General features: G+C 70.9%; 20 protein-coding genes and 1 other RNA gene. 6 read left to right on the forward strand and 15 right to left on the reverse strand.

Annotated elements, in window-relative coordinates; all coding sequences use genetic code 11:
- Positions 1-37 precede the first annotated feature (37 nt).
- From BO64_RS11040 to BO64_RS11065, 6 genes are all read right to left on the reverse strand, one after another.
- Entirely contained in the window at positions 38-1,828 is a 1,791-nt protein-coding gene (locus BO64_RS11040; protein WP_496403346.1) for a DNA polymerase III subunit gamma/tau, read from the reverse strand.
- Positions 1,829-1,978: 150 nt separating this feature from the next.
- Positions 1,979-2,077, reverse strand: an RNA gene (gene ffs / locus BO64_RS11045) — signal recognition particle sRNA small type.
- Positions 2,078-2,168: 91 nt separating this feature from the next.
- Positions 2,169-2,954, reverse strand: a complete 786-nt coding sequence (locus BO64_RS11050; RefSeq protein WP_496403347.1) for a transglutaminase-like domain-containing protein — start codon at positions 2,952-2,954, stop codon at positions 2,169-2,171.
- A gap of 6 nt (positions 2,955-2,960) precedes the next feature.
- Complete coding sequence (locus BO64_RS11055; RefSeq protein WP_496403348.1) at positions 2,961-3,176, reverse strand: hypothetical protein; 216 nt, start codon at positions 3,174-3,176, stop codon at positions 2,961-2,963.
- Positions 3,177-3,300: 124 nt separating this feature from the next.
- Positions 3,301-4,128 carry a BON domain-containing protein gene (locus BO64_RS11060; protein ID WP_496403349.1) on the reverse strand — a complete coding sequence of 276 codons (828 nt, stop codon included), beginning with the start codon at positions 4,126-4,128 and terminating at the stop codon, positions 3,301-3,303.
- An 85-nt stretch (positions 4,129-4,213) separates the two neighbouring features.
- Entirely contained in the window at positions 4,214-4,987 is a 774-nt protein-coding gene (locus tag BO64_RS11065) for a DJ-1/PfpI family protein (RefSeq protein WP_496403350.1), read from the reverse strand.
- A gap of 190 nt (positions 4,988-5,177) precedes the next feature.
- On the opposite strand from BO64_RS11065, the gene BO64_RS11070 reads away from it, so the two are divergent.
- Both BO64_RS11070 and nudC read left to right on the forward strand, forming a co-directional pair.
- A complete protein-coding gene (locus BO64_RS11070) occupies positions 5,178-5,912 on the forward strand; it encodes an alternative oxidase (RefSeq protein WP_496403351.1) in 735 nt (244 codons plus the stop codon).
- Positions 5,913-5,963: 51 nt separating this feature from the next.
- Positions 5,964-6,893 (forward strand): NAD(+) diphosphatase, encoded by a 930-nt coding sequence (gene nudC / locus BO64_RS11075; RefSeq protein WP_496403352.1) that lies wholly within the window; start codon positions 5,964-5,966, stop codon positions 6,891-6,893.
- A gap of 40 nt (positions 6,894-6,933) precedes the next feature.
- Here the strand turns inward: nudC and BO64_RS11080 are convergent, their stop codons facing one another.
- The gene (locus BO64_RS11080; RefSeq protein ID WP_496403353.1) at positions 6,934-7,779 is read right to left on the reverse strand and encodes a prephenate dehydratase; all 846 of its coding nucleotides are present in this window, start codon (positions 7,777-7,779) and stop codon (positions 6,934-6,936) included.
- On the reverse strand, positions 7,776-8,522 hold the full coding sequence (locus BO64_RS11085) for a 3-deoxy-manno-octulosonate cytidylyltransferase (protein ID WP_496403354.1): 747 nt from the start codon (positions 8,520-8,522) through the stop codon (positions 7,776-7,778). Before BO64_RS11085 ends, BO64_RS11080 begins: the two co-directional genes overlap by 4 nt.
- A 146-nt stretch (positions 8,523-8,668) precedes the next feature.
- On the opposite strand from BO64_RS11085, the gene BO64_RS11090 reads away from it, so the two are divergent.
- On the forward strand, positions 8,669-9,298 hold the full coding sequence (locus BO64_RS11090; RefSeq protein ID WP_496403355.1) for a c-type cytochrome: 630 nt from the start codon (positions 8,669-8,671) through the stop codon (positions 9,296-9,298).
- Positions 9,299-9,419: 121 nt separating this feature from the next.
- On the opposite strand, the gene BO64_RS11095 is transcribed toward BO64_RS11090, so the two are convergent.
- The 7 genes from BO64_RS11095 to BO64_RS11125 form a co-directional block, all read right to left on the reverse strand.
- Positions 9,420-10,247, reverse strand: coding sequence for a C40 family peptidase (locus BO64_RS11095; RefSeq protein ID WP_496403356.1), 828 nt, complete (start codon positions 10,245-10,247; stop codon positions 9,420-9,422).
- Positions 10,244-11,629, reverse strand: coding sequence for a leucyl aminopeptidase family protein (locus tag BO64_RS11100; RefSeq protein WP_496403357.1), 1,386 nt, complete (start codon positions 11,627-11,629; stop codon positions 10,244-10,246). The genes BO64_RS11095 and BO64_RS11100 overlap by 4 nt, the downstream gene beginning before the upstream one ends.
- A 36-nt stretch (positions 11,630-11,665) precedes the next feature.
- On the reverse strand, positions 11,666-12,196 hold the full coding sequence (locus BO64_RS11105; RefSeq protein ID WP_496403358.1) for an A24 family peptidase: 531 nt from the start codon (positions 12,194-12,196) through the stop codon (positions 11,666-11,668).
- 122 nt (positions 12,197-12,318) lie between these two features.
- Positions 12,319-12,495, reverse strand: coding sequence for a Flp family type IVb pilin (locus BO64_RS11110; protein ID WP_496403359.1), 177 nt, complete (start codon positions 12,493-12,495; stop codon positions 12,319-12,321).
- Positions 12,496-12,700: 205 nt separating this feature from the next.
- The gene (locus BO64_RS11115; RefSeq protein ID WP_496403360.1) at positions 12,701-14,164 is read right to left on the reverse strand and encodes an MFS transporter; all 1,464 of its coding nucleotides are present in this window, start codon (positions 14,162-14,164) and stop codon (positions 12,701-12,703) included.
- 207 nt (positions 14,165-14,371) lie between these two features.
- A complete protein-coding gene (locus tag BO64_RS11120) occupies positions 14,372-15,145 on the reverse strand; it encodes a tyrosine-protein phosphatase (protein ID WP_496403469.1) in 774 nt (257 codons plus the stop codon).
- Between the two features lie 11 nt (positions 15,146-15,156).
- Positions 15,157-16,608: an AMP nucleosidase gene (locus BO64_RS11125; RefSeq protein ID WP_496403361.1), complete on the reverse strand. Its 1,452-nt coding sequence runs from the start codon at positions 16,606-16,608 to the stop codon at positions 15,157-15,159.
- 114 nt (positions 16,609-16,722) lie between these two features.
- Here BO64_RS11125 and BO64_RS11130 point away from each other — a divergent pair, with 114 nt between their 5' ends.
- The 3 genes from BO64_RS11130 (at position 16,723) to htpX (ending at position 20,602) form a co-directional block, all read left to right on the forward strand.
- Positions 16,723-17,973: a dicarboxylate/amino acid:cation symporter gene (locus BO64_RS11130; protein ID WP_496403362.1), complete on the forward strand. Its 1,251-nt coding sequence runs from the start codon at positions 16,723-16,725 to the stop codon at positions 17,971-17,973.
- A 172-nt stretch (positions 17,974-18,145) separates the two neighbouring features.
- On the forward strand, positions 18,146-19,543 hold the full coding sequence (locus tag BO64_RS11135; protein ID WP_496403363.1) for a putative bifunctional diguanylate cyclase/phosphodiesterase: 1,398 nt from the start codon (positions 18,146-18,148) through the stop codon (positions 19,541-19,543).
- 108 nt (positions 19,544-19,651) lie between these two features.
- The gene (gene htpX, locus BO64_RS11140; RefSeq protein ID WP_496403364.1) at positions 19,652-20,602 is read left to right on the forward strand and encodes a zinc metalloprotease HtpX; all 951 of its coding nucleotides are present in this window, start codon (positions 19,652-19,654) and stop codon (positions 20,600-20,602) included.
- The last annotated feature ends 2 nt before the right edge of the window (positions 20,603-20,604 follow it).

The following is a 20,604-nucleotide window of genomic DNA, read 5'->3' on the forward strand; positions in this document are numbered from 1 at the left end:
GCGCCGCGTCTGTGGGGGCGGACGCCGCGTCCCCTGATCAGTCCTCGTCGTCGTCCGCCTCGGGCGGAGGCTCGGCGGCCTCGCTCACCTGCGGCTGGACGGTCGTGCGGATGCCGACGATCTCGGCGCCCGGGAAGGCCTGCATGATCGACTGCACGAACGGGTCCTGCTCGATCTTTTCGCGGACCTCGCGCTGCTCGCGCTTCTGCTTCTCCCACAGGCTCTCGGCGCCGCCGCCCCCCTGGGCCGAGATCAGCCACCGCTCGCCGGTCCATTCCCGCAGCCGGCCCACCAGCCGCTGGGCCAGATCCTTGGGGGCGCCGGGCGCCGGCTCGTACTCGATGGCCCCGGGTCGGAAGCTGATCGGGCGGACGAACCGCTCCACGTCCAGCTTCAGGGTGATGTCGCGCTTCTGGTCGATGAGCTTCAGGACGTCCTCGAAGCTCTGCAGGGTCACCGCCGGCTGCGCCTGGGCCTGCGGCATCATCTGGCGGGCCACGGCGGTCGCGCCGCCGCCCGCCGGCAGGCCGCCCCCGCCGCCAGGACCGCCCCCCGGACCGCCGCCGAGGGGCTCGCCCGACTGCAGCTTCTTCAGCGCCTCCTCGGGGCCCGGCAGGTCGGCGGCGTAGGCGAGGCGGATCAGGGCCATGTCCACGGCTGCGGCCGCATCGGGGGCCCGGCGGACCTCCTCATAGGCCTTCAGGGCCAGCTGCCACATGCGTGAGAGCACCCCGGCCGAGACCGCCGCCCCCACCGCCGCCAGACGCTGGGCCTGCTCCTTGGGCATGACCAGGGCGTTCGGCCCGATGGCCTTGGCGACGCTGGCCCCGTGCACATGGTCCAGCAGGTCCAGCATCACCTGGTCGGGATTAGCGCCATAGCCGTAGAGGGTGCGGAAGGTGGTGATCGCCTCGCCCGCCTGGCCGCGCATCAACTGCTCGAACAGGGTGATGGTCTGGGCCCGGTCGGCCAGGCCCAGCATGTCGCGGATGGTGGCGGCGGTGACCGTCTGGCCGGGCTCGGCCTGGACGATGGCCTGGTCCAGCATCGACTGGGCGTCGCGCACCGAACCCTCGGCGGCCCGGGCGATCAGCATCAGCCCCTCGGCCTCGACCCGCGCCCCCTCGTTCTCGCAGATCATCTCCAGGTTCTTGACCAGCATCTCGGGCTCCACCCGGCGCAGGTCGAACCGCTGGGTCCGCGAGAGGATGGTCACCGGGACCTTGCGAATTTCGGTAGTGGCGAAGATGAACTTGGCGTGGGGCGGCGGCTCCTCCAGCGTCTTTAGGAGGGCGTTGAACGCCCCCGTCGACAGCATGTGGACCTCGTCGATGATGTAGACCTTGTAGCGGGCCTCCACGGGAGCATAGCGCACCCCGTCCAGAAGCTCGCGGATGTCGTTGACCCCGGTGCGCGAGGCGGCGTCCAGCTCGAGGACGTCCATGTGGCGGCCCTCGATGATGGCCCGGCAGTGGACGCCTTCCTCGGCCAGGTCCAGCGAGGGCTCCTTGACCGTGTCGGTCTCGTAGTTGAGGGCCCGGGCCAGCAGGCGGGCGGTGGTGGTCTTGCCGACCCCGCGGACGCCGGTGAGCATGAAGGCGTGGGCGATCCGCCCGGAGGCGAAGGCGTTGCGCAGGGTGCGGACCATGGCCTCCTGGCCGTACAGGTCCTCGAACCGGCGGGGCCGGTACTTCCGCGCGATGACGGTATAGGCCGACGAGGCCTCCTCCTGCGGGGCGGCCGCGGGCCGCGGCGCAGGATCGCCGAACATGTCGCCCGTGTTCGGGTCGCGTTCGGGAATCTCTTCGTCGTCCACCATCGCGGCCATCTAACGGCTGGCGCCCGGTGAACGGAAGGGGAAAGCAAGCAAGCTTGAGGAAAACGCCGGGGCCCGCCGAAGCGGTGGTCCGCCCATGCGAAAACGGCCGCAGATCACGGAGCCTGCCGCGTCCCTGCGCGGCTGAGCCTTTGGGGAATGAGGTGGAGACCGAACGTCGACCCGAAGCGGGACTCGTTGTGGCTGCTTCCTTCCGGACCTGACCAGGTTGGCGAGGCGCTCGTCCGCCGCCGATCTCCGGGGCGCTATATGGCGGTTGCAGGCGATGGGGGCAAGCCTGCCTCTTCCTCCCATTCGCCCCCAAGGCGCGCTCGGCCGCCTGCGCCCCGCCCTATCGCGCCCGGACGCGGCGCACGGTGAAGGCCTGATCCACCAGCTGGGCGGCGCCGAAGACGGTCATGAAGGCGATGTCGGCGGCGTCCGCCCCCGAGGCGATGCGGACCAGCCCCTCCACCGGCGCCTTGCGGGTGGGATCGGCCAGCCGCCAGCGCCTGCCCACGAACACCTCCACCACGGCGTGCAGGTCGGGCGGCCGCAGCTTCCAGGCATAGGCGCTCACCGCCCGGGCGGGGATGTCGGCGGCCCGGCAAAGGCAGATGGCCAGGTGAGCGAAGTCGCGGCAGACGCCGGCCCGGTCGGTGAAGGTGTCCACGGCGGTGGTCGTGGCGTCGCTGACGCCGGGGACATAGTCCAGATGCTCGCAGATCCAGTCGAGGATGGCCTCGGCCTTGTCGCCGCCCTGCAGGTGGCCGAACTGGCGGGCGGTGAACCGCTCAAAGCGGTCGGACGGACAGTAACGGCTAGGCCGCAGATAGCGCAGCGCCTCGCCGGGCAGGTCGCGGATCGGGCTGGCCGCCGCCCCCTTCAGCCCATGGTCGCGGGGCGCCACCTCCACGACGGCGCGATAGTCGATGGCCAGCCGCCCCTCAGCCTGGATCACCACCCGGCGCTCGCCGGTGAGGCCGTCGTCCAGCCGCGATACCGCCCCGCCGGACGAAAGCGTCAGGGCCTCCTCATGCACCGTCTGGTCCGCCCCGCGGGCGGCCTCCACCAGCAGCAGGGTCTCGCACGGCCGGGCGAAATCGTAGGTGAGCTGGGCGCGGACATCGAACCACATGGCGCGTCAGCCTGGCCCAGCCATCGGCGCCGAAGGCGGCGGGACCGAAACCGGGGCCGCCAGCCGGCCCACATGCGACACGCCCCGCCAGATGTCCCAGACCGCCGCGCCGGGCAGGATCAGCGCCCGCTTCAGGGCCGCGGCGTCGTCATAGGCGGCCACGACCACGGGATCGCCGCGCCGGCCGTCGGGCGAGATCGGAACGAACTGGTATCTGGGCAAGGCCACCTCCCCGGCGCCAGCCAAACACGGCCCGCTCGGGAAGGTTCCCCCCGGGCGGCGCATACAAAAAGGCGGCCTCCGGATGCGCCGGAGGCCGCCTCGTCCGACAGGGCCGGATGCGGGCCTAGTTGTCCTTGCCGCGGGTCATGCCCGTCATGGCGCCCTGGCCAGTGAGGCCATGGCCGGCCGTGCCGCCGGCGGACGACATTCCCGCCTCATAGCCCGAGGCGCCGTCGCGGCCCGACTGGACGCGCAGGCTGTTCTGCACGTGCTTTACGCCCAGCACCTGCTCCACCAGGTCCTCTGCCCGGCGCTTGTCCTGGCGGCTGGCGACCATGCCGCTCAGCGTCACCTCGCCCTTGTCCACGGCCACCTCGATGTCCGAGGCGTCCAGCCAGGCGTCGTCGGACAGGCGGTCGTTGATGTCGTCGCGGATGCGCTCGTCCGAACGGACATAGTTCTTGGGCCCGCGGCCGCGGTGGGCCCCGCCGCCGAACAGGCCAGGATCGGTGTCGCCGTCAGATACCCGTCGCACCTGATCGTTGGGATCGCCGAAGGACCGGCCCTCGCCATAGGCGCTGCGGCCATAGTCGAAGCGGCTGTCGTCATCATAGGCGCCTGACCGTCGCCCGCCGGACGAATAGTCATGACCGCCATAGCTGCGCGCGCCATAGGCCGGGCGGTCGTAAACCTCGCCGCCGTAGGGACCGCCCGGCTCGATATAGGACTCGGTGCGAAGGCCGGTCCGCTCGCCATAGCCCGCCTGGCCGTAGCCGCCTCCGCCATAACCGCCCTGGTGATGACCCCGGCCGCCCTGGAAGCTGCGGGATTCGCGCCCGGCCCAGTCCCGGCGCTGGTCGCGATCCCGGTCGCGCTCGCCCCAATCGCCCCGGCGTTCGGCCTCATAGCCGCCCGATCGGTCGTGACGGCCGTACCTGTTCCATTCGCTCATGGCGCGCTCCTTGCCTTGATGGGAAAGGCTCCGACGCAGCGGAGCCTGTGCACGCCGAACCCCGCTAGGCGGGGGTTCGTTCCGGCTAGCCGCCGGTGCGGGCCGCCACCGGCCCCGCCGAAACGCCCAGCGGATGCTCGAACTGCAGGGCCACGAACCGGGCGGTGGGCTCGCCATAGGCCCGGCCGATAGCGGCGAACGTACGGGCCATCACGTCCGGACCGGGAAGCGACAACCGCTGGGCCGTCTCCCGCATGACCGCCTCCCCCGCCAGCCGGCGCAGCAGGTCCAGGGTGGCGGGCTCGCCGGCGCTGATGCCCGCGGTGGTGGTCACCGGCCCGTCGGTGATCCAGCGCACGTCCCGCCGCCAGCGGACCTTGGGATGCCGACGCGCCATGCGGCCCTGGCTGAACCAGTGGACCGTGGCCTGGCGGCCGTCCAGCAGCCCGGCCTTGGCCAGCACCCGGGCGCCGTTGCAGATCGACATCAGATGGACGCCGCGCTGAAGCTGGGCCCTCAGCCAGGCCGCCCGCTGGGGATCGGCCTCGTCCTCCATGGCGGGCACGATCACCACGTCGGGACGCCGGTTGCGGAAGTCGGCGAGGGTGGCCTGGGGCGCCGCCCAGGCGTGGCCGGGGGTCAGGCGGACCGGCGCGCGGGTCGGGGCCGCAACCTTCACCTCCACCGCCCCGCTCTCGGCGAGGATGGCGTAGGGGGCGAGCAGATCGGTGGCTACGGTGCCGTCCGGCTCGGCCAGGATCACCACAAGCGGCCTGGCCGCCGCCCCGCCCGCAAGGACAAGGGACAGGGCCAGGCCGGTCAGGACGCGGCGGATCGGGGAGGACATCCAGTTGCGCATGGCCGGATGGTGCCTCCCCGCGTGGGCGGCCGAAATGACGTATTTCCCGCCAATCCCGCCAACTACGGCCAAGCCCTCCGGATCAGTACGTAAGGAGCCGTCCCGAATTTCGGCGGTCGTCGGCCGGGGCTATCCCCATGGCCACGGACGAGAGCGCTCGTCCGAAGACGCTTCCGAAGGAACCGCACCGATGACCGCCCCCGCCAACCTCCGTCCCGGTCAGGCCCCCGCCCAGGCCCTCGCGGGCGTCGACTTCACCGTCCACCACGCGCCCAAGGGCGTCTCGGACCGCGTGGCCTATGGCTTCGTGAAGGCCCTGCGCTTCTTCGCCGACACCTTCTTCGCCAAGCGCTACGGCCACCGGGCCGTCGTCCTGGAAACCGTCGCCGCCGTCCCCGGCATGGTGGGGGCCACCCTCAACCACCTGAAGTGCCTGCGCCGCATGGAAGACGACCGCGGCTGGATCAAGACGCTGATGGATGAGGCCGAGAACGAGCGGATGCACCTGATGACCTTCATCGAGGTCTGCAAGCCGACCCTGTTCGAACGCTTCATCGTCGTGGCCGTGCAGTGGGTCTTCTACCTGTTCTTCTTCGCCCTCTATCTGGTCAGCCCGAAGACGGCCCACCGCGTGGTCGGCTACTTCGAGGAAGAGGCGGTGATCAGCTACACCCACTACCTCGCCGAGATCGACGAGGGCCGCAGCGAGAACGTCCCCGCCCCGGCCATCGCCCTGGCCTACTGGAACCTGCCGGTGGGCGCCCGCCTGCGGGACGTGGTCGAGGTGGTCCGCGCCGACGAAGCCCACCACCGCGACGTGAACCACGGCTTTGCGAACGAGCTGGCCGGCGGCCCGGTCGCCGCCCCGGTGCCCGCCGCCTGGCCGCACGAGGAGCTGACGCCCCAGTGGAAGCAGGCGGCCTGACCCGCCGTCACGACTATCCCCGGCTGGGCCATGGGCGCTAGAACAGCGCCCATGGCTCTTTCCGCCTTCACCAACACCTTCGCCGGCAACCCCCTGGACCGCGCCAGCGAGCGCCGGCCGGACGCCGCCTGGATCTCCGCCCAGCTCGCCTCGCCGGAGTCCCTGGCCGTAGCCATCTGGAACGGCCGCCCCCTGATCGAACCCGCCGAACAGCCGGGCGGCCTGCAGATCGCCTATCTGCCCTCCCGTCTGGCCGGAGAACTGGCGGGCGGCCCCGAGCGGCTGCTGTTCATGGGCCTCTGGAAGGAGACCGCGGTCTTCGCCGTGGACCTCGAGGGCCAGGCCGATCCCTCCGACGGCCCGCTGCAGGGCCTGGGCGCCTTCCAGGACCTGCGCCAGATCGCCCTGCGCCTGACCCCGGCCGAGGCGGCCATCTGCGCCACGGCCAAGTCGATGTTCGAATGGCGACGCCGCCACCGCCGCTGCGCCGTCTGCGGCGAGCCCACCGAGGTGCGAGACGGCGGCTGGAAGCGCCAGTGCCCGGCCTGCGAGGCCGAGCATTTCCCGCGCACCGACCCGGTGGTCATCATGCTGCCCTACCACGGCGACCGCTGCATGCTGGGCCGGCAGGAGGCCTGGTCCAAAGGGATGTTCTCGGCCCTCGCCGGGTTCCTGGAACCCGGGGAAAGCATCGAGGAGGCCTGCGCCCGAGAGCTGGCCGAGGAAGCGGGCCTGCGCGCCCGCAAGGTGCGCTACCACTCGTCCCAGCCCTGGCCCTATCCGTCGTCCCTGATGATCGGCCTGCTCGCCGAGGTCGAGGACGACGAGGGCGCGCCCGACCAGACCGAGCTGGCCGAGGTCCGCTGGTTCACCCGCGAGGAGGCCCGCCAGGTCCTGGCCGGGACCCACGACAGCGTCAGCGCGCCCAGCCCCATGGCCATCGCGCACCAGCTGCTGAAGGCCTGGGTCGAGGAGGGCTGACCACCCTGCGCCCGCCCCTTTCCCAGGGGCGGGCCCGGGTTCAGGTGCGGGTCCGGAACGGATCGGCCGGATAGACGCCCAGGATCTCGAACTTCTCGGAGAAGAAGCCCAGTTCCTCGAATGCGCGGGCCACGCCGATGTCCTCGGGCCGGCCGTCCACCTCGGCGTAGAAGAAGGTCGCCGTGAAGGCGCCGTTCTCCATGTAGCTCTCGAGCTTGGTCATGTTGACGCCGTTGGTGGCGAAGCCGCCGAGGGCCTTGTAGAGCGCCGCCGGCAGGTTCTTCACCCGGAACACGAAACTGGTGACGCAGGGGGCGGTGAACGGCGGCGGCGCCGGGTCCTTCTCGCCCGTCATCACCAGGAAGCGGGTGGTGTTGTTGTGCTCGTCCTCGAGGTCGCGGGCGAGGATTTCGAGGCCGTAGAGCTCGGCGCAGAGCGCGGGCGAGACGGCGGCCTTGGTGGGGTCGGGGTTGGCCGCCAGCTCCTTGGCCGCCCCGGCGGTGTCCCCCGCCGCCTGGGTCTTCAGCCCCATCTTGCGCAGGGTCCGGCGGCACTGGCCGAGAGCGATGGGCATCGACACGGCCGTGGTCACCTGGTCCAGGGTCACGCCCGGATTGGCCATCAGCTGGAAGTGGATGGGCTTGAACCGCTCGCCGATGATCTTCAGGCCCGAGCGCGGCAGCAGGTGGTGCACGTCGGCCACCCGCCCGGCGATGGAGTTCTCCACCGGGATCATGCCCAGCTGGCAGTCGCCCGACTTCATGGCCTCGAAGGCGTCCTCGAAGCTGGCGTGCGGCACCGGCTCATAGTCGGGGAAGAAGGTGGCGCAGGCCTCGTGGCTGTTGGCGCCCAGCTCGCCCTGGAAGGCGATGCGTCCCTTGCTCATTCAGCTCCCCCGATGGTCTTGGCGAAATCCCGCGCCGCCTGCAGGTCGGCGGGCGTGTCGACGGAGATCGGCGCGGCCTCGGCCACGCACGCCCAGATGTCGAGCCCCAGCTCCAGGGCCCGCAGCTGCTCCAGCTTTTCCCGCCGCTCCAGCGGCGACGGCGGCGCAGCGTTGAACCGGCTGAGCGCTTCGCGCCGGTAGCCGTAGATGCCGATGTGCCGCCAGACCGGCGCGTCCCCGTAGAGGGTCGAGCGGGTGAAATAGAGGGCCCGGCCCCGGTGCGCGCCCTCGGGCAGGGCGAGGATCGCCTTCACCACGTCGGGATTGCTCCGGTCGGCGGGCGATGACTCCGCGGCCACCACCGTGGCGATGTCGCAGGCGGGCTCCCCGGCCAGCAGGTCCGCACAGGCCGTGACCACCGCCGGGTCCACGAAGGGCATGTCGCCCTGCAGGTTGATCACCACGTCATGCGCGCCCGCCGGGTCCAGGGCCGCCAGGGCCGCCAGGATCCGGTCCGAGCCCGACGGCAGGTCCGGGTCGGTGAGCACCGCCCGGCCGCCCGCCGCCTCGACGGCGGCCACGATCTCCGGGTCGCCCGCGGCCACCGCCACAGGCCCGGCGCCGGCCGCCTCGGCCTGGCGCAGGACTCGAACGATCATGGGTATTCCGCCGATGTCCGCCAGGGGCTTTCCCGGCAGTCGGGTCGCGGCCAGGCGCGCCGGGATGAGGACAATGGGGTTCATGGTGGCGCTTTGGTGGTGGGGACCCGTGTCTGGGCGGTTGCGCCCGCGCCGGTAGCGTGTAAGAGAGCCGCACGCAATAAGGGGCGGGATTCCCGCAGCGTTCGCTGGCGATGCCGCCAGCCGAAGAGAGGCGTGATCTAGGGACTATGAGCGACCTGACGTTCAACAAAGTCGCCGGCGCGGTTCTGGCGACCGGTCTGGCCATCGTAGGCCTGCGCGAAGTCTCTAAGGGGGTCTTCACCCCGCAACCGCCCGAGAAGATGGGCTACGAGATCGCGATCGCCGAGGAGGCCGCGAGCGGCGGCGCCGCGGCTGACGCGCCGATCGACTGGGGCACGGTGCTGCCGGCGGCTGATCTGGCGGCGGGCGAGGCGGCCTTCGCCAAGTGCGTGTCCTGCCACAACATCGCTCAGGGCGGCGCCAACGGCACGGGCCCGAACCTCTGGGGCGTCGTCGGCGCCAAGCCGGGCTCGCACGCCGGCTTCGCCTATTCGGCGGCCATGACCGACTTCGGCGGCAAGCAGCCGGTGTGGGACTACGAGCACCTGAACGAATTCCTCAAGGCGCCGCAGAAGTACATCTCCGGCACCAAGATGACTTTTGTCGGCCTGAAGAAGCCGGAAGACCGCATCAACATGATCGCCTTCCTGCGCTCGAAGGGCTCGAACCTGCCGATCCCGGCGCCGAACCCGGCCGCCGCTGCGCCGGAAGCCGCCGCCGAAGGCGCCCCGGCCGAGGCCGCTGCGCCGGAAGCCGAAGCCGCTCCGGCGGCCTGAGGCCCGCGCGTTCAGGCGGGCCCGCAGGGGCCGCGCCTTGGCGATCGTTTGCGAAAGCCCCCGCCCGCGCGGGGGCTTTTCCATATCTGGCTTCAGGGAACCGGCGCCCGCCCGGGCGGGCCTACATTACCCGGCGATAGGCCGTGGGCTCGCCATAGGCCGGCCGGGCCACGGCCTCGGCCAGGGGTTCGACGGCGCACATCATGTGCGAGGCGTTGGCGTGGACGATCCGCCCCTCGCCCAGGCCCAGGGCCACGTGGCCTTTCCAGAACACGAGGTCGCCCCGGCCGAACTCGTCGGGAGCGATGTCCCGGCCCAGGCGCTGCTGCTGGTCGGTGTCGCGGGGACAGGCCATGCCGCAGGCGGTCAGCGCCTGCTGCACCAGGCCCGAGCAGTCCAGGCCGAGGCTCTCGCGCCCGCCCCACAGATAGGGCGCGCCAAGGAACCGCAGGGCCACCGCCGCCGGGTCCTCCTCGAAGACGCCGATGGGGATCAGGTGGTCCAGGCTCACCCAGCCGGCGCCGGCCACCTTGGCCAGCTTGCCGTCCTCGGACTCCACGGCGACCAGGCTGTTGAGCGACAGGGCCATGAGGGCGCGACTCTTGATGCTGGGCCCCTCGAAGGCATAGGTGCGCAGCGCGCCCACCCGGTGGGTCGGCGTCGGCGCCAGCGGGCCCAGGGCCGCCTTGGCCACGAAGCCCACATAGCCGTCCCGCGACGCCTGGCCGAGGTAGAAGCCGCGGTCCTCCTCCAGCACGTCGAAGCGCTCGCCGAAGAGCAGCTGGTCCATCTGTTCGGACGCCGAGTCCGGCGCGCGGTGGATCCCCGCCGACGGGACGACGCAACTCATGGGCGTCGGGTCCAGATAGACCTCCGCCTCCACCACGCCCTCCAGGGCTCGGGTGGCGATGCCGTCGCGCAGCAGGGTGACGCGCGGATCCATCATCATGCGAACCGCTCCCGGATCATGCGATAGAGCGCGCGGATGGCCTGCGCCTCGGCCCCGGCCGGGAAGCCCGGCCGACCCTTGGGGTTCCACGCGAAGATGTCGAAGTGGGCCCACGCGCCCGCGGGCGCGAACCTTTGCAGAAACAGGGCCGCCGTCACCGATCCGGCCTGGGCCCAGGCGTCGGGATCGTTCTTCAGATGGGCGATGTCGCTGTCCAGGGCCTCGGCGTAGCCCTTCCACAGGGGCATCCGCCACAGGGGGTCGCCCTCGGCCTCCGCCGCGGCGGCGATCTGCGCGGCCAGCGCATCGTCGTCGGTATAGAAGGGAATGACCTGCGGCCCGAGGGCCACCCGCGCCGCGCCGGTGAGGGTGGCGAGGTCCAGGGTGAGGGCCGGCTCCAGCTCGGCCGCCCGGGTCAGGGCGTCGGCCAGGATCAGCCGTCCCTCGGCGTCGGTGTTGCCCACCTCCACGGTAAGGCCGGCCCGGGTGTCCAGGACGTCGCCCGGCCGCATCGCGTCGCCGGAGATGGCGTTCTCCACCACCGGACACAGCACGGCGAGACGAACCGGCAGCTTGGCGGCCATGATCATCCGGCCAAGGGCCAGGGCGTGGGCGGCGCCGCCCATGTCCTTCTTCATCAGCCGCATGCCGGCCGAGGGCTTGATGTCGAGGCCGCCGGTGTCGAACACCACGCCCTTGCCGACAATGGCCACCAGGGGCCGGTCGGCGTCGCCGGGCCGCGACCAGGTCAGTTCGATGATCCGCGGCGCCCGGTCGGCATGGGCGGCCCGGCCCACGGCGTGGACGGCCGGATAGTTGGCCTCCAGCAGGCCTTCGCCCGCAATGACCGTGATCTGGCCGCCGTGCTGCTCGGCGATCTCCCGGGCGATGGCCTCGATCTGGCGCGGGCCCATGTGGTTGGCCGGGGTGTTGACCATGTCCCGGGCCAGGGCGCAGGCGTGGGCCACGGCGCGAGCCTCGGAAAGGTCGGCGCCCGGGCACGCCAGCCGCGGCGGCGCGGCCTCGCGGGGCTTGTAGCGGTCGAAGCGGTAGCTCCCCAGGGCGAAGGCCAAGGCGATGCGCTCCGGCGCCAGTCCTTCGGGCGCCTCGGCGATCCGATAGACGCCGGCGGGCAGCTTGGCCGGGAGGGCGCGGAACGCCATGGCCTCGGCCGCCTCGCCGAGCCCGAAGAGAACCTGCGACAGCGCCCCGTCCGGCCCGGGGACCAGCAGCGCCTGGCCCGCCTTGCCCTTGAACCCGGCCGTCGCGGCCAGGGCGGCCGCGAACGGATCCGACGCCAGGCGCCCCTCGACCTGCGCCGCAGTCAGGGCGTGCACGGGCACGGTCTCGCCGTCCCAGGCCTCGAGGATCACGTCGGACATCTCTTTCCTCTCGCCCATGCGCCCTTCCACTGCAACTTACAGCGCCGAAAGTGGAGCGAGGAACGGGGAAACCGGAAACGCCGCCAGGGCGCCCACGGCGATGGCCACGCCATAGGGCACGCCCTCTTCCGGCTCGGCCAGACGCACGAACCAGGCCGGCGCCGACAGCACCAGCGGCCGCACCAGCGGCGCCCGCAGGCTGAGAATCAGCAGACTTAGCGCCCCGCCCGCCAGGACGGTGGCCACGATGAAGGTCGTAAGGGCCGGCCAGCCCAGCCACAGGGCCGCCGCCGCCATCAGCTTGGCGTCGCCGCCGCCGATCACCCGCAGGGCGAAGAGAACCAGGCCCGCCGTCAGGGCGCCGAGGCCCACCGCCAGGTGCAGGCCGACCTGCGACAGGGGCAGCCCCGCCGCCAGCGCCGCGGGGATGAAGGCGGCCACGAGGGCCAGGGAGATCCAGTTGGGAATGGTGTAGCTGGTGACGTCCTTCACCGCCGCCACGATGACGAGGGCGGGCAGGACCAGGGCCAGCAGGGCGGCGGTCCAGAGGGTGACGGCGGCCATCATGGGCGCGACCCTGCCACGCCACCCGTGAACGAATGGAAAAGGCCGCGCGCAATCCGCGCGCGCAAACGAAAGGGCCCCCGACGCGCGCCAGGGGCCCTCGTCACGCGGGAACCACGGCCGGCTTAGGCGCCGGCGTTGCTCACTTCGTCGCTGATCTGGTTGAACTTGTCGTTCAGGCTGCCGCCGAGCAGCTGCAGGGCGCCGACCAGGACCACCGCGATCAGGGCGGCGATCAGGCCGTATTCGATGGCCGTAGCGCCCGACTCGTCCTTCATGAAGCGGGTAACGAACTTCGACATGGTCACTCTCCTTGTGTCTGCGAGCAGACGTTGGGGGACATCAAGCAGACGCCTGCTCGCCCCGATGGCGCGACCAACATCGCCAAACTCGCTTAATCCGCAGTAAAGGCGATACCTCTATCCGCCAATATTCTATGGTTTATTCAGATTCAGCATTTATATCGATTAACCACACCTAGAAATACCGGCGATTTACTCACAATATTCAGTCGATTTCGCCACCAAGTCGCCCGCCACCCCGGACCAGGAACAGGCCCGCAAGACCCGCCGCCAGGAGCAGCAGGATGGTGGCCAGTCCGCCCTGCTGGGTGCGGGTAAGTTCGGTGCCGAGGTTGACCAGGGTGGGCGCAAGCCAGGCGGTCGCCACCCCCGAGAGGGCGAAGACGCCGAAGAACGCCCCGCTCTGGGCCGCCGGGGTCAGCCGCACCAGCAGCGTCCGGCTCGAGGCGTACTGGGCCGTGATGAAGACGGCCGAGACGAAGCCCAGTCCCACATAGATCCAGTCCGGCAGGGTGCGGAACACCGGCCCGGACCACAGGGGCGCGTGGGCGGCCGGGTCGTAGGGCCAGAAGAAGAGGATGCGGTCCGGCGCCATGCCCAGGATCGCGGTCAGGGCCAGCATGGAGAAGGCGATCTCGATCTGCAGCGCGATGCGGGGGCCGAGCGCCCCGTCCAGCCAGCGGGCCACATAGCCGCCGAGCACCGCAAAGACGCTGAGCAGGACGCCATAGGCGAGCATTTCGAGGGCGCCCCATTTCATGACGCCCACGGCCAGCACCCCGGCGTAGATCAGGATGGCGTTCATCCCGTCCACGAAGAACATCCGCGAGACCAGATAGACCGCCGCGTCCCGGTGCCGGCCCACGGCCCGGATCATGGCCACCAGGTCGGCCGCGCCCTCGCGGAACGCCCGCAGCATGGGAATGCCCGTGCGCGGAGCGTCCGGCGTGAACAGGAAGAGCGGGATCGAGCCCAGGGCGAGCAGGCCCGCAGCCATCAGGGCGACCACCCGCTCGGGCTCGTGGGTGGCCGGGTCGAGGCCGAACAGCGGCGTGGCCGGCACGAAACTCCAGTCCACCTTGCCCGGCAGGGCGAAGGCGATCGCGGTGAAGGCCAGGGCCGCCACCGAGAACAGGTTGCCCAGGGACAGGGCGAGACCTGAGGCCTTGTGCGCCCCCTCGACCCCTGCCGCCCGCACGAGCAGCGAATTGTGCAGCACCTCGCTGTAGACGAACAGCACCCGGACGAAGGCCACCAGGGCCAGGACGGCGGTAAGCGACAGCGGCCCGCCGGGCCTGGCGAACCACAGGGCGGCCATGGCCGGGACCATCAGCCCCACCATCAGCGCCAGCCATCCCTTGCGCGGCCCCAGCTTGTCGATCGAGGCCCCCAGGAATGGGGCCGTCACCATCACCGTCCAGCCGATGTACTGGTCCCAGCGGGAGATCACCGCCTGGCCCTGCACCGCGTCGCCCACCAGGGTGGCGGCCACATAGGGCATGAAGATGTAGATGGTGACGAGGATGATGAACGGGTCGCGGCCGCCCTGGAACAGGGCCCAGGCCACGCCGCCACGGTTCAGCCGCCCATCGCCCCCCACGGTCGCCGTCACCGGCGGATCGACCACCGACGCAGGACCACGCGCATCGACGGATTCCGGATTGAGCATTTCACACCCCTTCGCGGCCGCATCTGGCGTCGGCCGTCGACCGCCACGTAAGCCGCAACGGGGCTGCGCCGCAATCAGCAGTCCGTGATTCACGGGCAGGTGATTGGCCGCCCGGCGCAGGATGAGCGCACAGTCGGACGGCTTCTCTGAGGTCTGTCCCTGACATCGCCCGCCGCGGGTTGCGGAGCCCGCGGCGGGCGTAGTCGTCTAGCCCAGCAGGCGGTCGTGGATGCGTTCGCGCAGCTGCGGCGTCAGCCCCAGGGCCTGGTCCAGATAGCCGTCGATGGAGCCGTGCCGCGCCCGCATGGCGGCGAAGGCGCGCTCCAGATATTCGGCCTCCACCCGCATCGCCACCCGCAGGGCCTCCTCGCTCGGCTCACGGCCCGAAGCCTCGGCGATCCGCCGCCGGATCGTGGGCAGCCGCCGGGCGATCCGCGCCTCGTCATTGGTGAGGAGATAGTCCTCGATGATGTCGTCCGGATGCACCCCGGCCACATGGTGGGTCAGGGCGCAGAGGATGCCGGTCCGGTCCTTGCCCGCCGCGCAGTGCACCAGCACCGCCCCGTCCGTCCGCGCCAGCGCCTGGAAGTAGCGGGAATAGAGATCGACGTGCCGCCGGGCGTGGGGCGCCCCGTCGTAGTAGTCGAGCATGTAGCGCCGGAAGGACTCCGCGGTCAGGTCCGAGCCGGCGATGAACTCGTGCCACTCGTCGGCGTGCTCCTGACCGATGTCGTTTTCGATCACCTCGGCCGAGAACGGCCGCCAGCGGCGCGAGGGCTGGCTCTGGCGCTCGTTGGACCGGCGCAGGTCGACGATAACCGCCACGCCCATGCCGGCGAGCTTCGCCAGGTCCGCTTCGGTGGCCTCGGCGTGGTGCGCCGAGCGGTACAGGAGCCCGCGCCGCAGCCGCCGGGTTCCGGCGACATAGTCGCCGAAGTCGCGGAAGTTCTCGATCCCCTCGAAGGGCAGGTGACGGCTCATGGATTGGTCGATCATCGGAACGGCGGCTCGTCGAAACTGCGCAGCTTGCGCGAATGCAGGCGCGGCCCTTCCTCGCGCAGCAGCGCCACGGTGGCGAGGCCGATCTGCAGGTGCTGGCCGATGGCCCGCTCGTAGAAGGCGTTGGCCTGGCCTGGGAGCTTGATCTCGCCGTGCAGCGGCTTGTCCGACACGCACAGCAAGGTCCCGTAGGGCACCCGGAAGCGATAGCCCTGGGCGGCGATGGTGGCCGACTCCATGTCGATGGCCACCGCCCGGCTCTGGTTGAACCGCAGGGCGCTGGTGGAATAGCGCAGCTCCCAGTTTCGGTCGTCGGTGGTCACCACCGTGCCGGTGCGCAGGCGCCGCTTCAGAATGTCGCCGCTCTCGCCGGTGACGATCTCGGCGGCCCGGTGCAGGGCCACCTGCACCTCGGCGATCGGCGGGATCGGGATCTCGGGCGGCAGCACGCCGTCCAGCACATGGTCGTCGCGCAGATAGGCGTGGGCCAGGACATAGTCGCCGATGGTCTGGCTGCCGCGCAGGCCGCCGCAGTGGCCAATCATCAGCCAGGCCTGGGGCCGCAGCACCGCCAGGTGGTCGCAGATGGTCTTGGCGTTCGACGGGCCGACGCCGATGTTCACCAGGGTCACCCCCGCGCGGCCCTCGGCCATGAGGTGGTAGGCGGGCATCTGGTGCCGCCGCCAGGGCCCCGCCGCCACCGTCCCCTCGGGGTCTTCGGTGTCGGCGGCGACCATGATTCCCCCCGGCGCCGACAAGGCCGTATAGCGCCCGCCCTCGACCTTCAGCTGCGCGGCCGCCCAGCGGACGAACTCGTCCACGTAGCGGTGGTAGTTGGTGAACAGCACGTACTGCTGGACGTGCTCGGCGGGCGTGCCGGTGTAGTGGGCGAGCCGGGCCAGCGAGAAGTCGGTGCGCAGGCCGTCGAACAGGGCCAGCGGCCGAGGCGCCGCGTCCGGGACCAGGAAGGCCCCGTCCGCCACCTCGTCGCCGATGTGGGCGAGTTCGGTGGAGGGGAAGTGCCGGGCGATCTGCGCCGCCCCGACGTCGGCCAGGGCTAGGTCCCGCGCGCCGTCCAGCACATAGGGGAACGGAATCTCCTGGGTGGAGCGCCCGACTTCCAGCTCCACATCGAAATCCTGCTGCAGCAGGGACAGCTGCTCGGTCAGATAGTCGCGGAACAGGTCCGGACGCGTCACCGTCACCGCATAGCGGCCGGGCAGGCCGACCCGGGCGTAGGCGCGGCTGAGCCGGGGGTAGGGCCGGCCCTCGGGCCAGGTCAGCCGAAGTTCTGGATAGACATAGGCCCCGGCGCGCCGCGCCTCGGGATCCGGCGGCGGACCGCCCGCCAGGAAGCTCTTCAGGGACGACCGTAGCGCTTCGACGCTCTTGCGGTATTCATGTTCAAGCCGATCAACGACGCCGGCTGCATCAGTTCTCTTCATCGGCCGCTTATAGACCGCTCAGTGAGCGATGCGAATCCACGGTATCCCGGCTTCGCTGGACTGAACTGGCGTTCTTGGCGACAAAGGCGCCCTCGTAATTCCCCCGGGGGCTTAATGAACCGCCTATTCACGTATCTCATCGTGGGCGCCATGGTGCTGGGCGTCGTCGCCGGTTGGGCGATCAACGTCACGATGTCGCCCGAGGCCGCCGCCAGCGTGGCCGGCAACCTGACCATCATCACCGATGTCTTCCTGCGGCTGATCAAGATGATCATCGCGCCGCTGGTGTTCTCGACCCTCGTGGTCGGGATCGCACACATGGGCGACGCGTCCGAAGTCGGTCGCGTCGGCGTCAAGACCATCGGCTGGTTCCTGATCGCCTCGATCTGCTCGCTGCTGCTGGGCCTGATCATGGTCCACATCCTGCGGCCGGGCGTGGGCATGAACCTGTCGCCAGACGACGCGGCCGTGGCCTCCACCGCCGTCGACATGTCGAAGTTCACCCTGCGCGAGTTCGTCACCCACCTGGTGCCCTCGTCGATCTTCGACGCCATGGCCCGCAACGAGATCCTGCAGATCGTGGTCTTCTCGGTGTTCGTGGGCGTCGCTGTCGCGGCGATCGACGACCGCGCGCCGCAGGTCCTGGCCCTGGTCGAGCAGGTCGCCCAGATCATGCTGAAGGTGACCGGCTATGTGATGAAGACGGCGCCCTTCGCCATCTTCGCCGCCCTGGCCGCCTCCATCGCCACCCGCGGGATCGAGGTGATCTTCACCTACGCCAAGTTCGTGGGCGGCTTCTACCTGTCGCTGGGCATCCTCTGGGGCCTGCTGGTCCTCGCCGGGGTGATCATCGTCGGCCCGCGGATCCTCAAGCTGGTCGGCCAGATCCGCGCCCCGACTCTGCTGGCCTTCTCCACCGCCTCTTCGGAAGCGGCCTATCCGCGGACCCTCGAGGAGCTGCAGAAGTGGGGCATCAGCCGCAAGGTGGCCTCGTTCGTCCTGCCGCTGGGGTACTCGTTCAACCTCGACGGTTCGATGATGTACTGCACCTTCGCGACGCTGTTCATCGCGCAGGTCTACGGCATCGACCTCTCCATCGGTCAGCAGATCACCATGCTGGCCCTGCTGATGGTGACCTCCAAGGGCATGGCGGGCGTGCCGCGCGCCTCGCTCGTGGTCATCGCCGCCACCCTCACCTTCTTCGACCTGCCCGAGGCCGGCATCGCCCTGATCCTGGCCGTCGACCACCTGCTCGACATGGGCCGCTCGGCCACCAACGTCGTCGGCAACTCCATCGCCAGCGCCGTGGTCGCCAAGTGGGAGAAGCAGATCGAGGAGCCGGGCGCCGAGCCTCAGAGCGCCTGATCCCGTCCTGACGACCCCGGGCCTTCGCCCCGCGCGGAGGCCCGGGCTCTCTTCCCGGGCGGGCGGCCCTGCGGCGCGCAACCTTCCGTTAACCGCGCCCCTTAACGGCCCGTTCGCCGCGTTGCGCCCAAGCTCTCTCCTTCGAGGAAGGTAGGGCCGAGCGCCAAGTCCCGTGTCCGAGACGCGAAACACTCATGCGGAGCTCGCCGCCCGCGTCGCCGCGCTGGAGGCCGAGCGGGCGCAGACCCTGCGTCTGGCCCAGACGGATTCGCTCACGGGCCTGCTGAACCGCGGGGCCTTCACCACCCTGCTGTGCGAGCGCCTCGAGGCCGCCCGGGCGGCCGGCGAGGCCCTCGCGCTGTTCGTGGTCGATCTCGACCGCTTCAAGTCCCTGAACGACACCCTGGGCCACCATGCGGGCGACCTGCTGCTGGCCGAGCTCGGCGCCCGCCTGCTGGCCGACTGCGGCCCAGGCGAGGTCGCCGCCCGCCTCGGCGGGGACGAGTTCGCCCTGATCTCCGCCGACCGCGATCTGGCCGGCCGCGCCCAGCGCCTGGTGAACGTGGTCTCCCAGCCCCAGGCGATCTACGGTCGGCAGGTCTCTCCGGGGGCCTCGGTGGGCGTGGCGGTGTTCCCGGACGACGCCCAGGACGCCTCCGACCTGCAGCGCTTCGCCGACATGGCCCTCTACCGGGTGAAGACTCGCGGCGGGCGCTGCTACAGCATCTTCGACGGTGAGCTGCGCGCCGAGGCCGAGCGCCGCCGCACCCTGGAGCAGGAGCTGCGCCGGGCGATCCCGGCGGGCGAGATCGAGCCCTGGTACCAGCCGGTGGTGGACGCCATGACCGGCCGCGTGGTGGGCGTCGAGGTGCTGGCCCGCTGGAACCATCCCGAGCAGGGCATGCTCGCCCCCGCCGCCTTCGTGCCCATGGCTGAGGAACTGGGCCTGATCCGCCCCATCGACGAGGCGGTGTTCGACGCCGCCTGCCGACGGGCCGCGCCCTGGGTCTCGCAGGGCCTGATCGAGCTGGTGTCCTGCAACGTCAGCCCCCGCGACCTGCTCGACCCCGGTTTCTCGCGCAAGCTGATGAGCCGCCTCGCCCGCACCGACCTGCCGGCCACGGCCCTCACCGTCGAGATCACCGAGACCTTCCTGCTGCAGGACCTGGGCCTGGCGCGCCGCCACATCGAGCGCCTGGCCGCCCGGGGCGTGCGCGTGGCCCTGGACGACTTCGGCACCGGCTATTCCAACCTGCGGGCGCTGATGAACCTGCCGATCCAGACGGTGAAGCTGGACCGCTCGCTGATCGCCGATGTCGGCCGCAACGCCCGGGTCTCCAAGCTGGTGGCCTCCATGCTGCACGCCGCCCGGGCGCTGGGCGTCTCCATCGTCGCCGAGGGCGTCGAACATGAGGCCCAGGCCCTGTTCCTGCGCGCCTCCGGCTGCGACCGCATGCAGGGCTACTTCTTCGCCCGCCCCATGAGCGGCGAGGCCATGGACGCCTTCCTGCGCGCGAGCCCGGCCGAGGCCCGGCGTCAGGCCGCCCCGCGTTGCCGCGCCGCCGGCTAGGGAGGCGGAGGCGCTTTCGGGCTTCCCGCCCCCGGCGGCCTTCCTTAAATCCGCCCGACGAAAACCCATATTCCCAGTGGGGACGTCACTCGCAGATCCAAAGGGACCATGCGCAACCACCTTCGCACCTTCATGCTCCTGGCCGCCCTCACCGCGCTGTTCATCGGCGTCGGCTATCTCATCGGCGGGCCGACCGGGATGGCGATCGCCTTCGTCTTCGCCGCCGGCATGAACCTCGTCAGCTACTGGAACGCGGACAAGATTGTGCTGCGCATGTACCGCGCCCAGGAGGTGGGGCCCGACCATCCCGAGGCGGTGATCCGCAACTATGTGGCCGACACCCTGGAGCTGGCCGACCGGGCCGGCATGCCGCGGCCCAAGGTCTATGTGATCGACCAGGACCAGCCGAACGCCTTCGCCACCGGCCGCGACCCGGCCCACGCCGCCGTGGCCGCCACCCGCGGCCTGCTGGCCATGCTCGACCGCCGCGAGATCCGCGGGGTCATGGCCCACGAACTGGCGCACGTGAAGAACCGCGACACCCTGACCATGACGGTGACGGCCACCATCGCCGGCGCCATCTCGGCCCTGGCCAACTTCGCCTTCTTCTTCGGCGGCCGTGACGAGGAAGGCCGCCCGGCGGGCGTGATCCCGATGATCGTCGTGGCCCTGGTGGCCCCCATGGCCGCCGCCCTGGTGCAGTTCGCCATCAGCCGCGGCCGCGAGTACGAGGCCGACCGGCACGGCGCCGAGATTTCGGGCGATCCCCAGGCCCTCGCCTCGGCCCTGCAGAAGATCGAGGCCTACGCCAAGGGCGGCTATGTGAACCCGGACGCCGAGCGCAATCCGGCCACGGCTCACATGTTCATCATCAATCCCCTGGCCGGCGGCCGGGGCGACAATCTCTTCTCCACCCACCCGGCCACCCACAACCGGGTTGCGGCCCTGATGCAGATGGTCGGCGCCTCGGCGGCCGTCCAGCCGCTGCGCGCCCCGGTCGCCGCTTCGCGGCGCCGCGGCACAGCCGTCCCCGTGACTCGCAAGGGCCCCTGGGCCTGATC

The sequence above is a fragment of the Phenylobacterium composti DSM 19425 genome, from assembly GCF_059568645.1.